Here is a 14,744-nt window from a genome sequence, read left to right on the forward strand (position 1 = left end):
ACAAAAACAAGCGCGCCGTGGTTCTAACCAAAGGCGCGCTTACTGATCTGGTAGCGACTGATCGGCTACTTGAAGACGATCGGCAGACTGAGCGTGTCTGTTCCACGTTCAACTATCACCGTCGTGCTGTCCCCTTTGCTGAATTTCCCCAGCGCATTCATATAGGCGGACATATCATCGATCGTCAAATGCCCAAGCTTGATGATCACATCCCCTTTGAGTATACCGGCTCGTTCGGCGGGGCGGTCAGGGGAGACACCATCGACTTTCACCCCCTTTACCTGGGCGATGTAGTCAGGCATGATCCCTAGCGTCACCTTAAAAGCCGCCCGCTGTTTCCCTTCATCCGGATCCTTGGTTTTCTGGAAAGTCAGAGGCGCGTTGAGTGAGTCGAAATGCCAGGCGATGTCCGAAACGAATGAGACTACCTTGAATATCCCTTCATAGTCAATTTTATCCGGCGTGTCGCTCGGTTTATGATAATCGACATGCGCGCCGGTAAAGAAATGCAGGACCGGGATACTGTTGTTGTAGAATGCCGTGTGATCGGAAGGCCCTGTTCCCGGTTCGCGGAAGGCCATCTTGAGACCCTCACGAGTCATCTCTCTAAAGTAGGCGGCAAATTCAACGCTTGTACCAGTCCCAAAAACAGCCAAACCGGATTCCTGGTCTTTCAATCGCCCGATCATATCCATATTGAGCATCATGCGCGTTTTGGTCAGCTCGACTGTCGCGTTTTGTGCGTAATACGATGAACCAAGAATCCCGGCTTCTTCACCAGAGTACGCGGAGAAAAGCATGGAGTGATGTAACTGATCCTGACGCGACGCAAAGTATTTGGCAAGCTCCAGAAGTCCAGCGGTACCCGATGCGTTGTCATCAGCGCCGTAGTGAATCTTTTTCTCTTTCTCGGTATAGCGCGAGGCGGAATTCCCCCAACCCAGATGGTCGTAATGCGCACCGATCACGACTGTGGTATCGCTTTTGGCTGGTAAGTAACCCAGGACATTGTAGCCGGTATCTTTGACCGGGATCAGCTCAACTTCACCGCTGAGGGCGACAAGGAGCGGGTTGTTCAGTGGCTCTTCCATCTTCTCCATAGCTTTGTGCCGAAGTAGGACGATCGGGATATCTTTTGGAGTCACATGAGTGAGGCCCATGGAGCGAAGGGAATCATCTTCGCCCTCCGGCGTGATGAACACGATCGCGGCCGCCTTGCGATTGATGGCTGTCTGGATCTTGTCGTACAGACTGCTGTACTTGCTGAAATCGACGTGCGGGTTTATAGAGTCGGGTGGAGCGAAGCGTTTGATGACGACCGCTTTTCCTTCGACATTCAGCCCAGCGTAATCATTGTAGGAACTGTCTTCAGTGACAATTCCGTATCCAACAGGAACGGGTTCGCCAAAAGCGAATGTCATATTAGCGGACTGTGGGAGCGGGACCCACTCCTCGTTAATGGTCAGGCGGGCTTTGTTGAGGCTCAGTCTGTTTTTTGGTCCTTGGCTGATCTCTTTGACGAACTCAAATGGCTGGAGGTATCCATCGGTCCCCTTTGGTTCCAGTCCCGCCGCCTTGAACTGGGCGGCGATGTACTGTGCCGCTTTCCACTCACCCGGCTCGCCGACTTCGCGTCCTTCCAGAGAATCGGATGCCAGCACTTCTATATGCGCCTGAATCGAGGTGGGGGTGATGTCGTATGGTGTGGGGGCAGCCACCAGCGAGACGGAGGCTAAAACTGCCAACAGCAACAGAATGCGCGAGCCGTTCATGAACCAACCTTTCCTTGTTTGGCCGAAATTCGTGGTCTGAATATAGGTCTGCGAGGCCTGGTTGTCAGCCGCTTTTTGAACGGATAAGGTCCAAATTAGATTGCTTTCGGATGTCCCATTCCTATATTGCGGGCCAAGTTAAGAGAAAGGGAATTTAGCAGTATGTCAGATAGATTTTGTCCGCAGTGTGGCGCCAAATCGACGGGAGACGCGAAATTCTGTTCCGAATGTGGGACCCCGGTCTCTGCCTCGGCCAACAAGTCTGCCAAGCCCGGCGGCAAATCAACCGCCCCCAAGAGTGGCATGCGCGACCTGATCATTGTGGTCGGCGTCCTTGCGATCGTTGCCGTCGGCTATTTCCTGATCGTTGATCGCCCGGAACCGCCATCACCACAACCTCAGCAACAAGCGGCTCAACAGCCAATGCAGAATATTGATCCGCACGCCGAAGAAAACCTCTCCATGGCGATGCTGGATTCCCTGCCGAAAGACTACAATTCGCTTATTCAGACCGCTTATCACTATCATGACATGGGGAGCCAAACCCGCAATACCCAGAATTTCGCCATCGCGGCGGAGATCTATCGACGGGCACTGGCAATCGACTCATCCGATCCAAATGTCCGGGTCGACTACGGCGCGGTGTTGCACGGTATGGGACTCCCGCAGCGCTCTCTTGAAGAGTTTGGGAAAGTGCTCAAGACGTTGCCCCGTCATGGTGTCGCCAATTTCAACATGGGAATCGTGCATCACGATGTCGGCAACAGCGACTCGGCCAAGATCTATTTTAACCGCTACCTTGAATATGAGCCTAACGGTCCGGCATCCCAGGCGGCCCGCGATTTCCTGAAAGAGCTTGGCGGCTGATAAGGTTCTCATCTCCGCTCGTTTTTGATTTGTATACCGAGAGTATCTTTGCTTACTTTTCGGTATGTCCTCCCGTCTTGTAGATCATCCATTGGTCGGGCCGTTGCTCGAGTTTGCATTTCCGACACTTTGTCTCGGGTGCGGGGAACAGACCGATTCCACCATCCAGGTTTGCGACCGATGTTTTTCCGGGATCGACCGCTACACCGAACCATTCTGTCTGACCTGCAAACGCCAGTTGTTTGACCGTCCAGACTGCCCGGACTGTAAGAGCGATTCCTGGCTGCTTTTCCCGTACGGCAACTACGTTGATCCGCTGAAAGAGATCGTCATCAGCTTTAAGTTCCGCTCCTTGACCGGTGCCGCTGATTTTGCGGTTGAAGGGATCTGCGAACAGTTCTCCGAACGGATATTCTCGCTCGAGCCGACCTGGCTGGTCCCGATACCTCTGTATCCGATGCGTCAGTTGATCCGCGGCTATAATCAGGCGGAGATCCTGGCCGACAAGCTGGGGGAGAGACTCAATCTTCCAGTTGCATCCGATTTCCTCGTGCGGAAGAAACGTCGTCGCGAGCAGGCCAGACTTTCTGAACACGAACGGCCGGCCAATGTCCATGGCGTATTTGAGGCGATGGCTGATGCTGATCCCGGCGAACGGGTGATTTTGGTCGATGACGTCGTGACTTCCGGAGCCACGGTTGCCGAAGCGCGCCGGATCCTGATCGAGGCCGGCTTTGACGTCCCCGGCTGTATCTCTTTAGCGCACGGACTCTGAGCGTATGTTTGAGATCGCCGTCAATGATTTCCTGCAACATCTTCGTCTTGAACGGGGAGTCTCGGCCAATACTCTGATGGCCTACCGGAGGGATCTTCTCGGATTCCGCAAAGAGACCAACGCGACTGACCCGAGAGCGATCTCTGCTTCGATCATCACCGGATATTTCGGCAAGCTGAATGCCAAGGGGTCACGTCCGGCTACTCTGGCTCGGAAGATCTCAAGCCTAAAGCAATTCTTCGAATATCTCAAGGAGAGGAATATGGTGGCGGAGAACCCCGCCCAGGTATACAGCGCGCCAAAGATCGCGCGCTATCATCCCGATTATCTTTCCCCTCGTGAGATAGAGTCGATAATCAACGCGATCGATATTTCGACAGAGTCCGGAAAGCGCGACCGCGTCATTATCGAAATGTTGTATGGGAGCGGGCTACGACTATCAGAGCTCCAAAACCTGAAGATCGAGGATGTTGAGTTTGAGGCCGGTTTTGTTCGGGTGATGGGGAAGGGGAATAAGCAACGGCTGGTGCCGTTGGGGGAATACGCCAGGGTCGCCCTTTTGTCCTATCTTGAGGCTTCCGAAACCGGCAAGGCGGTAAGTCGCCCCCGGGTAATCGTTCTAAGTAAGTTAGGGAAGCCATGTTCCCGGGTCGGGCTCTGGAAGATCATCAAGCAGATGGTCCGGAAGGCCGGACTTGGCAAGCAGGTTACCCCCCATACTTTTCGCCATTCCTTTGCGACACATCTGATTGAGGGAGGGGCAGATCTGCGAGTAGTACAAGAAATGCTCGGACATGCCGATATATCTACGACAGAGATATATACCAGGCTGGACCGTGACTACATTATCGCCGAACATAGAAAATATCACCCTCGAGAACTGGCTGGTCCCCGAAATTCGGGAGCCAAAAAGTAAGCCGGTCTATCATTTCGCTGTCCGGCAGACCGGACTCAGCCTCGACTTCCATCTCCAGCAATTTTTTCGCGGTAGTCAGGTCTCGTTCCATTATTTCAGCCATTTTGAAACACTGACTGAGATCTCGCGCCATTTCCCGCTTTCGGCTATCATGATCGGCGGCAAGGGAGATTTCTACGAAGAGGTCCAGCTCGTTCACTCCATCAAACAGAACGTCTTCCTTTCGATCGTGCCGGTGATCCTGTTTCATCCCGATCCCGAGGTCAACTCCGTGGTGGCAGCTTTTGAAAACGGAGCCGAAGAATTCATTCATGGCGAGTGGATCGACCGGCTGGTCGAGGTTCGCATCCGCCGAGTGATCGAGCGCAGCCGTCGAGATATCGCGGTGAATCCGTCGACCCAGTTGCCGGGGACAGCAATCATTGAGCGCGAGATTCGGCACCATCTGGATATGCGGACCACCTTCGCGCTTTGTTATGCCGACCTGGATAATTTCAAAGCCTACAATGACTATTACGGATATCACAACGGCGACAAAGTGGTGAAGCTGACAGCCAGGATCCTTCGCGATGTCATCTTCGATATCTGCCGCGAGGGATTTGTCGGGCATATCGCCGGCGATGATTTCGTCTTTATCATTCCCAATGACCTGGTCGACACCGCCTGCCAATGGATCATAAAGACGTTTGATTCAGTCATCCCGTACCGCTATGAGTTGGTTGACCGGGAGCGCGGATTCATCACTACCCTGAATCGGAAAGGGCAGACGGAGGACTATCCATTGCTGACCATTTCGATCGCAGTGATTATCAATACTCAGGGGCAATTCCACCACTTGGGTGAGCTATCCAAGATGCTTGCTGACCTGAAAAAGGCGACGAAACAGCTCTCCGGCTCCAATTACTTGGTCGAACGCAGACAGAAGTACTAATACCCTCCGGTATTTCCTTTTTCATTGACAAGAAGGGCGATTTTGTTGATATTGAGTTAACAATTTCGCACTACTCGGGGAAATGTCAGTGCTATTCTCGCCCAAGGTTCCTATCTCCTGTGCATTGGCTTTGGCTGGGCTGCTTCTCAGTCTGTTCCTTCCTGTCTCCAGTTATTCCGACGACACACAGACTCCATCTGTATCATCCGAAGAGATCAAACTTCTACAACAGCGGGCTGAGCGTGAGGGGTGGACATTTACGGTTGGGGAGAATAGCGCGACCCGCCGCCCGGTAAGCCAATTGACCGGATTCATCTTCCCTGATTCTGAGATCCAAGCTCCGCTGACTGCGCCCGTGGTCGTTCCGAGTGCATTGCCTCTGCGATATGTCAGCATAATGCCACCGATTCGCGATCAATTGGGATGCGGGTCCTGTTGGGCCTTTGCGACAGTCGGCGCCGTCGAAGGGGCGATGATCAAGTATGACTCTACGCTCCAATCGACCATTGATCTGTCTGAGCAACACCTACTGGATTGTACGGAAAACACCTGTATCGGCGGGGCGGAGTCATTTCAGTATTTCACTGATGTTCGTGACTTCTGTGGAAGGACAGGCGCACTCGAAGAAGTGGATTACCCGTATGTCATTGGCGAGGGAGAGTGCAAATGGCAACTGCCTCGAAAGCACTGGCTGACAAGTTGGGGATGGGTATCGGGAAGTCCCGGGCTATTTGCCACTCCGGATCAGGTTAAAGCGGCAATTATGCAATATGGCGCAGTTACCTGTCTGGCAATGGCCAACGCGCAGTTTTTTGGCTATGATTCCGGTGTCTACAATTACTGTCCGTCCCAATGGGTTTTCCCCAATCATATGGTAGTCATTTACGGGTGGGACGATGACTATGATCCGGTCACGGTCGAGGGGCCTGCCAAAGACAACCCCATACCGGTCTGGTATGTGAGAAATTCGTGGGGAACAGAATGGGGGATCGACGGGATAATGGTGATCGATCAGCGATGCGGCAACGTGCTCGATTTTCGCTGTGCCTACGGTGTGTACAGCGGTCCCGATCCCGATTCCGATGCGGTCCTCAGCGGAATAGACAATTGCGCACTGACCCCAAATCCGGACCAGTCTGATTCGGATGGAGACCAATTTGGCGATGCATGCGATCTCTGTTCCCAGGTCGCTGACACATTTCATTCGGATTCCGATCTCGACGGGATCGGCAATAGTTGCGACAACTGTCCTACCCGGGCCAATGTTGATCAACTGGATACCGATGGTGATGATTTCGGCGATCTGTGTGACAATTGCCCGCAGATATTCAATACCGATCAAAGTAATGCAGATCATGATCGATTTGGGGATATCTGCGATGTCTGTCCCAACGACCCGGTAAACGACTACGATCATGACAGTATCTGCGGCGATATCGACAACTGTCCCTGGACCAAGAATATCGCACAAGAGGATCAGGACTTTGACGGTGTTGGCGACTCATGCGATATTTGCCTGATGGCGGCAAATCCCGATCAGGAAGACACAGATGGTGATGGGATGGGAGATTCCTGCGATGTCTGTCCATTCGACGAAAAGAATGACCCCGACCATGACGGGGTGTGCAATGATATTGACAACTGCTCGACAATCCCCAATCCAGAACAGGGTGACCTGGATGGCGATGGTATTGGCGACGTGTGCGAATTTGGTCCTGAGACGCTGGACAGTGTGAAGACGTCGCTCACTGGATTGCATGTCAGTAACATGGCCGAAGGAGGGCTGAATCACAACAGCGGTGGAGTGAATCTCGATTACGCGCATCATGGCGGGTGTGAGGAAGTGGGCTGGTTCTACGGGTACAGTGTTTACTTGGGTTATACCAGCCCTGTGGTAGGGTATTTAAAGGGAACGGATCCGATGATAGTTCTGGGCTTTCAGGGTCGGAAACTCGAAGGGGGAAATCCGACAGTCGGTACACAAACTACCGTGGACTGGGACCACTATCAGTCGGGTACTGTGGTAGTCAGGGACTCCACCGCTTGTATGGAATCCTCCTGGTGGGCTCCCAAGGACCAAGACACCAACAACTTCGTCATACAGGAGATCAAGTTTTACTCGTACGGCGGGAAGACCCTGAACGGGCTCTTGCTGGGCAGTGCTACCAAGTGGCAAGTACCCTCTGAATATATGACCGATCGAGTAAATGGGCACGATACTCTGCTTCAACTTGCATACTCGCGCGGCGGTGGTCTCGACACCATCAGTACCTGTTATCCATTCGCTGAACGATTCGGTGGAACCGCTTACCTTGGCATGCACCGCAATGACACCTGCGAATTCTCTAAAGGAATGCACCCATTCTCTGCGTTCGGGACCACTGACTTTGAAGGTCGCAAATTATTCAGTAATATGCTTATTCCAGGTTACCGAAGCGGCAGCACTCAATCTGACGGTTATATCACGGTATTTCGGTTCGATACGACTTCCAGTTTGGGCCCGGGTGATACGGTCAGCTACTATCTGGTTCATTCCACGGTGCGCCGAGGGACCATTGACAGTCTCAGGCAGAATGTACACAAGGCACGACGCTGGCTCTTCGACCACGTGATACGAGGGTGTTCATGTTGCCGCGATATGGTTGGGAATCTGAGTAACGACGGTGATGAGCGAATTGACCTGACCGACCTTTCCCTGCTTATCGGGTACATGACTGGGCAGGGGGTCGAGCTGCCATGTGCTGATGAAGCCAATTTGACGGCAGACCCACAGGGGACTATAGACTTGTCTGATCTCTCCTTCTTGATCGGCTACATGACCGGGACCGGTGTTCAACTCCGCAATTGTCCCTAACTGGAATAGTGAATTTCAAAGTGTTTGTGTCGATAGAAAAGCGGCGACCCGATTGGATCGCCGCTTTCATTTTATTCGAGTAACAGAAATGAATTACGTTTTCGATTTGGTCCCGCCCATAGCCATCCGATATAGTAGAACAGCCAGGCCGACATAAAGAACGATCGAGAGGATCGGCCCGAAGCTGGTGGTCAGAGAGGTCCCCTGGTCTCCATGCGTGTTGAAGTAATCGCCATACCAGGACCATCCGCCGACCAGGAAAGCGAGCAGAACACCGATCAACGAATCGCCCGCAACAAGCCCCGAGGCAAACAGCGTCCCTCGCATGGTCTTGCCTTCGACATCTTCCGGCTTGCTCCGTTTGTTAACAATCCATGCCACAATTCCACCCAACATGATAGGAGTAGACAGAGATGGTGGCAGGTAGAGGCCGATCGCAAACGGCAGTGCGCCATGTCCCAGCAATTCCACACAGATCGCGATCATGCCACCGACGATGATCGGCAGCCAGGGGAGGTTCTGATTCATGATACCGGAGACGACCGTCGCCATCACATTGGCCTGCGGGGCCATCATCGGAGCGCGACCGACGACCTCACCTTCGACAAAACCAAACGTCTCGCGAAGGAAAAACAGCATGGCGCCAATGACCAGAGCGGGGGCCGCCATACCGATAAGAGTGGTCAACTGCATCCTGATCGGGGTTCCGCCAAGGAGGAATCCGGTCTTGAGGTCCTGTGAGATATCACCCGACATACAGACAGCGATACAGACGATCGTGCCAACCATCATCGCGGCGACCATGCCGGTGATACCGGTATGTCCCAACCAGACCAGCAAGAGGCTCGTAATCAAAAGGGTGGCGATCGTCATGCCCGAAACCGGGTTCGAGGAGGATCCTACCAGACCGACAATGCGGGCCGCGACTACGACAAAAAAGAATCCGAAGATCACTGCGGCGATAATACCGACCGCCGGAAGGCCAGTTCCCGGAATCAAGGCAATACCCGCGGTGACTGCCAAAATGCCGAGAAGAACCCACTTCATTGGCAGATCGTAGTTGGTTCGGTCAATGCTGGCGTCAACCTTTTTGCCAACCAAAGAACGGAAGCCTTCCCGGAACGATGTCACGATGATCGGCATCGACTTGCTGAGCGAAATGAAGCCGCCCATCGTTACGGCGCCGACACCAATATACTTAATGTAGAAGTTACGAAGTTCTCCGGCACTCATTTCACCGAGGGGGATAGTCCCTGGCGGAACAATGAGAGTGGATGAGTGCGAGCCGATAAACGACAGGAGCGGGCCGATTCCCATATATCCGAGGACTGCTCCTGAAAGCATCATGGCGGCGATTCGCGGACCAATGATGTAGCCGACCGCGGCCAGAGCGGGGGTAGCCTCGATACCGAGCTGTCCGCCTTTGAGTATTCCGCCGAAGTACTGGTTGACTGTCTCCGACCAGGTCTTTACGCCGGACATCAGGATCTTGTATGCCGCACCGATGGCGATGCCGGTGAAGACCAGCTTTGCGCGACTTCCTCCCTGGTCACCCGCCACAATGATCTCGGCGCAGGCGGTACCTTCAGGATAGGCCAGTTTACCATGCTCCGTTTCCACCAGGTATCGGCGGAGAGGGATCATCAGCAAAACGCCCAGCGTACCACCCAAGAGCGCCAACAGAATGATCTGCCATTGGGCGATCTGGAATGTGTATCCCTGTGCTTTTAACTGAGCCGAGGCGGACCAGATGAAAAAGGCAGGGACAGTGAAAATGACACCTGCGGCGAGCGACTCGCCGGCAGAGCCCATTCCCTGAACGATGTTGTTCTCGAGGACGGTCGCACGCTTACGGAACATGCGAAGGATCGCCATCGAAACAACCGCGGCCGGGATAGAGGCCGAGACGGTCATACCGACTTTGAGTCCGAGGTAAGCGTTGGCGAGTCCGAAAACGAGTGCGAGGATCACACCCAGGATAATAGCTCGCCAGGTGACCTCGGCAGGGGATTCCGATGCCGGCACAAAGGGAGTATGTTTGGCTGGTGCGGCGTCAGCTTTTTTCGTTGTTTGCACAAAACCTCCAGAAGGCAGCTCACAACCTGTACATTCTTGTGCAAGAATACCGGAAAGAGTCTACATGTCAAGCGTTTAGTCCAATGCGGTCAGTTGAGCGGCCGACACCCGTTTGCCAAAATTGAATCTCTTACTCATAGAATGCGAACAGTTGGGTCATTCTTTCCCGGTTAACAGAGACCGAGAGATACGATGTTCGCAGGTTCTGCGCCGCAGTCGACTGCAGATTCCATACGGCTCGCGATGTTTTTGTGGGTTGAGTTGTCTGGCCGAGCGTATAATTGGTGAACAGTGACCGCAGTCGCGTGTGATATCTGTCCTACGCACGGAACTGACAGTGGGCGCAAGCGGTTGTCTGATAAAACATCTTGACATAACGTCTGATAAAACGTTATGTTAAAGACAGAGGGACGATAGATTCACTTGCTCTTCATTGATTGCTCGCTTTCACGATTGCTTTTCCGACAACCGCCGATTAGTTACATCGCCGATTCATATTGTGAATAGAAAGCGGCTGCGTGGCGCGAAGGATTGTGCCCTGTCACGTCAGCCAGATCGTTAACCATAGCTAACCCTTAGGGGGTGAGCCTTGTTGAAACGCACATGGACAGTAACAGTCATCCTTGCTCTTCTGGCATTCCCGCTTGCAGCCTTTTCGGCCGGTGAACGACTGGTCCCGGGAAAAGCGGAAATCGCTGACGACAATACGGTGACTATCCCTCTTGAGGTGACCAATCAGGATGATCTGGTCGGGATTGACATTGCCCTCAAGTATTCCGATGGTGTGACGCTCAAGGAAGTTCGATTCGAAAATACTCGCGTCGACTACTTTGATCTGAAAGCCACGATGCTTGATGCCGACAAGCGGCAGGTCGTGATCATGATGGTCCCTCAGACTTCGATGAACAAGAAGCCGGCGCTTGCGGCCGGGACGGGCCCGGTGGCCTATCTGGTATTCGAACGGAACGATCCCACCATTAAAGAGATCGAGTTCGAACCATTCGTCATGGAAGAACCGCATCACTCGAATTTCTTTGTGTATGCCTCAGTCGCGACTGGTGAGTACCAGCAGTGGCGTGAAGACCCGGCGGTCGAAGAGACCCGCGTCTCTCTTTCTGCGGCGACCGGAAGCATACCGAATTCGTACGCTTTGATGCAGAACTATCCGAACCCGTTCAACCCGTCGACGGAGATCTCATTTGATCTGCCGAAGGCCTCCAATGTGGAACTGCGCATTTTCAACGTCCTGGGACAACAGGTCCGGACGCTGTCAAATGGCGCGATGGAAGCCGGCCAGCATAAGATCGTTTGGGATGGTCGCGACCAGGGTGGTTCACAGGTTTCTTCGGGAGTCTATTTCTATCGGTTGACCGCGGGGAATTACACCGATACTAAGAAGATGATGCTGTTGAAGTAATCGCACTATTCCCAGCAGTGCGAAGTCAACATCGCGTTGAATAAAGTGCTTAGCCCGTTCGGACGGTCACTCCGGACGGGCTTTCATTATCCCCAAAAGCGCACGAATTAACGACCTCAAGGTCTCGAATCGCATCTCTTGCGATGGAAATGGCCGTCCGGAAGCGCATCGCGTTCCGTATCTTGTTGTTGTATGGCGTGTTAGTCGAATCGATCCGGTTCGGCACAGCAGTTGTTTATATATTGGTCAAGCAGACCGACTGACATCGGAGAGCAGCCATACAGCCTTTCGATGCCTGGCCTTTTCGGTTCTGAACAGTCTTTCTTGGCGGTTATGCTGTTTGGATCTGCATCGGTTTGTTGAGTGAGGAAAGAAGGTCCTGACAAGAGTCGGGACCTTTTGATTTGTTAGCGGCTCATATTGTTCTCTCACGAATTCTATTGATTCCCCACACAATGTCTCTGTTCCGGCAAAAGTCTTGACTCCCTGCCGCCAAAAGTCTACTATGAGCCAATTCAGGAAGGGACACTGCCAAGAACTGTGCTAGGCTGGCTTAAGAATTTTGCATACGAGTTCCAGGGACTCTTTTTCTTCTCCCTGAAGATGCTTCGAGGGATCTTCGGTCGACCATTCTATGTGGCGGAGACACTCGAACAGATGTATCTGTTGGGGGTCGGTTCGCTGTATCTGGTCGCATTGACCGGGATGTTTGCGGGGCAGGGATTCGCGCTCGCCTTTGCCAATGAGCTGGCAGATTTTGGCGCCAAAAATTACCTCGGCCGCATTATGTCGATCTCTATCATCCGGGAACTGGGTCCAACCCTGGCCGGGCTGATCATTGCCGCCCGCGTATCATCCGGAATTACCGCCGAGATCGGCGCGATGAAATCATCCAATCAGTTGGATGCGATGGTCGGATTCGGTATAGACCCGATCAAGAAGATCGCTGTTCCCCGACTGATCGCCCTGATGGTCATGGTGCCGGCCCTGACGATAGTCACCGATGTGGTCGCGATTGTCGGCGCCTGGATCATTGCGGTTTATCTGGCCCATATCTCGTCGACGCTTTATTGGGCGAATATCTTCGAACGGCTGGTGTTTGGTAATCTCTTCCTGGGGATCGCCAAGCCGATCATTTTCTCTTTCGTGATAGCATTCATCGCCTGCTACAAAGGGTTCACCTCCGAAGGCGGAACCAAGGGCGTGGGCAAAGCGACAACCGATTCCGTGGTGCTTAGTTCGATCACTATACTTCTGGTCAATTTCTTCATCACCAAGGTCATTTACCCGTACCTGAAGGGGTATCTATGATCGAACTGAACAATGTCAGCTTCTCGTATGGTGATCGCCCGATCCTGAAGAATGTGACGTTCAAGATCGATCAATCAGAATCGGTAGTGATCATGGGGCCATCAGGATCCGGCAAATCGACCATCCTTCGGCTGATACTTGGGCTGAATTGCCCGCAGCGAGGGTCCATCCTGGTAGATGGCGAAAATATCTGTACGATGTCCGAGCGCGAAAAGCGCGAGATCCGCAAAGGGGATCGGGATGGTCTTCCAGGATGGCGCTTTATTTGATTCGCTGACAGTCGGAGAGAATGTCGGCTACTACCTCCTGGAGCATTCTCAGATGGCCTGGCCGGATATCGAAGCAAAGGTGCGGGAAATGCTTGGATTTGTCGGATTGGATGCAGACGAAATAATCGACAAACTCCCCGAGCAGCTCTCCGGCGGTATGCAGCGTAGAGTGGCGATCGGACGGGCATTATTATCAACCGACCCCAAAGTGATGCTGTACGACGAACCGACTACCGGTCTTGATCCGCAATCGAGCGAGACCGTGCTTGAGTTGATAAATAAGCTGACCGGTCAGCGGCAGATCTCGACCATTGTGGTCACGCATGAGATCGCTGATGCTTTTGCGGTGGCTAATCGGTTTATGCTGATCTGGGGCGGAGAACTAGTTTTTGACGGCAATGTTGATGAATTGCGAACCTCCTCGGATGAGCGGGTACGCAGTTTCCTCGAACCATTCAGAACATCATTTGCCGGGGTTATAGAACGGAAATTCGTCTGATGCTGAACCATCAGATCAGGGTAATAAGGGTGATAGTATGAAGAGATCGATTCGCGTCCCATTTGCCAATCTGAAGGTTGGGTTGTTGCTGACTTTTGCACTGGCGATGGGGCTCTGGGCCTCATTTGCCGGCGGCGGTACCTCGATCTTTCAGGAGAAGGAAGAGTATATCACCTATTTCCGGAATGTCGCCGGGTTGCTGAAAGGATCGCCGGTCTGGATGGCCGGAGTTGAGGTCGGCAACGTCAAATCAATCGAATTCGTCAATCTGGATTCGATGCGCCAGATCGAGGTTCGCTTCAGGGTTAGCGGAAAAGTTCATCGAATGATGACCGAAGGGACCGAGGTACAATTGGGGACGATCGGCTTCCTGGGCGACAAGTACATTGAGGTGGTGCCGGGGACGCCAGGTGGACCGGTCATTCCGAATGGCTCGGTGATCCTCCCGCGCGATGTGGGGGAAGCCTCGGCGATGTTCAAAGAGGGGCAAGAGGCGATCCAGGATGTCCGATCCCTGACTGGCGGGCTGGATACGTTGTTGAAGAGGATGAACCGTGGAGAAGGGACACTGGGCAAGCTCTCGGTTGATTCGGCGCTGTATCTGAATATGACCAAGCTGATGTCCAGCCTCACGCTACTGACCAATGACCTGCAGAAGAATCAGGAGCGAATCGTCACATCATTGGAAAAGACCTCCAACTCCGTCTCAGCGCTGGCCGACAAGGTCAACCAGGGAGAAGGGACGCTGGCCAAACTGGTATCCGATCCAGCCCTTTATGATAACCTGGCCGCGACGACGGCTCAGTTGGACAGTATCACCACCAAACTGAATCAGGCGCGCGGGTCGCTTGGGCTGATGGTGAATGATACGGCGATGTACGTCCAGATGGTCGACCTGCTGGGACGGGTCAACACACTGGTGACGGATATTCAAAACGACCCTCGCAAGTATTTCAAGTTCTCGGTCTTCTAAACGGGCAGAAGTGACTTGTATTGAGCGGTTCAATTGATATATTGGACTAAACTGATACGCGTTACGCCTGTCACCGTTTATCTC

The 14,744-nt window shown here is 53.2% G+C and carries 12 protein-coding genes; 10 read left to right on the plus strand and 2 right to left on the minus strand.

Going from position 1 to position 14,744, the window contains the following annotated elements; genetic code table 11:
- Nucleotides 1-65: 65 nt before the first annotated feature.
- Nucleotides 66-1,772: a M28 family peptidase gene (locus IPH75_03980; GenBank protein ID MBK7141223.1), complete on the minus strand. Its 1,707-nt coding sequence runs from the start codon at nt 1,770-1,772 to the stop codon at nt 66-68.
- A 162-nt stretch (nt 1,773-1,934) separates the two neighbouring features.
- Here IPH75_03980 and IPH75_03985 point away from each other — a divergent pair, with 162 nt between their 5' ends.
- From IPH75_03985 to IPH75_04005, 5 genes are all read left to right on the plus strand, one after another.
- Nucleotides 1,935-2,639, plus strand: coding sequence for a zinc-ribbon domain-containing protein (locus IPH75_03985; GenBank protein ID MBK7141224.1), 705 nt, complete (start codon nt 1,935-1,937; stop codon nt 2,637-2,639).
- A 64-nt stretch (nt 2,640-2,703) separates the two neighbouring features.
- Nucleotides 2,704-3,414, plus strand: coding sequence for a ComF family protein (locus tag IPH75_03990; GenBank protein ID MBK7141225.1), 711 nt, complete (start codon nt 2,704-2,706; stop codon nt 3,412-3,414).
- A 4-nt stretch (nt 3,415-3,418) separates the two neighbouring features.
- Nucleotides 3,419-4,330, plus strand: coding sequence for a tyrosine recombinase XerD (locus IPH75_03995; protein MBK7141226.1), 912 nt, complete (start codon nt 3,419-3,421; stop codon nt 4,328-4,330).
- Nucleotides 4,251-5,261: a GGDEF domain-containing protein gene (locus IPH75_04000; protein MBK7141227.1), complete on the plus strand. Its 1,011-nt coding sequence runs from the start codon at nt 4,251-4,253 to the stop codon at nt 5,259-5,261. Before IPH75_03995 ends, IPH75_04000 begins: the two co-directional genes overlap by 80 nt.
- Before the next feature lie 82 nt (nt 5,262-5,343).
- A complete protein-coding gene (locus IPH75_04005) occupies nt 5,344-8,115 on the plus strand; it encodes a thrombospondin type 3 repeat-containing protein (protein MBK7141228.1) in 2,772 nt (923 codons plus the stop codon).
- A gap of 93 nt (nt 8,116-8,208) precedes the next feature.
- On the opposite strand, the gene IPH75_04010 is transcribed toward IPH75_04005, so the two are convergent.
- Complete coding sequence (locus IPH75_04010; GenBank protein MBK7141229.1) at nt 8,209-10,191, minus strand: oligopeptide transporter, OPT family; 1,983 nt, start codon at nt 10,189-10,191, stop codon at nt 8,209-8,211.
- Nucleotides 10,192-10,783: 592 nt separating this feature from the next.
- On the opposite strand from IPH75_04010, the gene IPH75_04015 reads away from it, so the two are divergent.
- The 5 genes from IPH75_04015 to IPH75_04035 all read left to right on the plus strand — a co-directional run bounded on the left by IPH75_04015 (nt 10,784) and on the right by IPH75_04035 (nt 14,660).
- Nucleotides 10,784-11,608, plus strand: a complete 825-nt coding sequence (locus IPH75_04015; protein ID MBK7141230.1) for a T9SS type A sorting domain-containing protein — start codon at nt 10,784-10,786, stop codon at nt 11,606-11,608.
- Nucleotides 11,609-12,148: 540 nt separating this feature from the next.
- Entirely contained in the window at nt 12,149-12,919 is a 771-nt protein-coding gene (locus IPH75_04020) for an ABC transporter permease (protein MBK7141231.1), read from the plus strand.
- Entirely contained in the window at nt 12,916-13,188 is a 273-nt protein-coding gene (locus tag IPH75_04025) for an ATP-binding cassette domain-containing protein (protein ID MBK7141232.1), read from the plus strand. The genes IPH75_04020 and IPH75_04025 overlap by 4 nt, the downstream gene beginning before the upstream one ends.
- The gene (locus IPH75_04030; GenBank protein MBK7141233.1) at nt 13,160-13,687 is read left to right on the plus strand and encodes an ATP-binding cassette domain-containing protein; all 528 of its coding nucleotides are present in this window, start codon (nt 13,160-13,162) and stop codon (nt 13,685-13,687) included. The genes IPH75_04025 and IPH75_04030 overlap by 29 nt, the downstream gene beginning before the upstream one ends.
- A 37-nt stretch (nt 13,688-13,724) precedes the next feature.
- Nucleotides 13,725-14,660 carry an MCE family protein gene (locus IPH75_04035; protein MBK7141234.1) on the plus strand — a complete coding sequence of 312 codons (936 nt, stop codon included), beginning with the start codon at nt 13,725-13,727 and terminating at the stop codon, nt 14,658-14,660.
- Nucleotides 14,661-14,744: the final 84 nt, after the last annotated feature.

The organism is bacterium, from assembly GCA_016708025.1.
GTDB lineage: Bacteria > Zixibacteria > MSB-5A5 > GN15 > FEB-12 > FEB-12.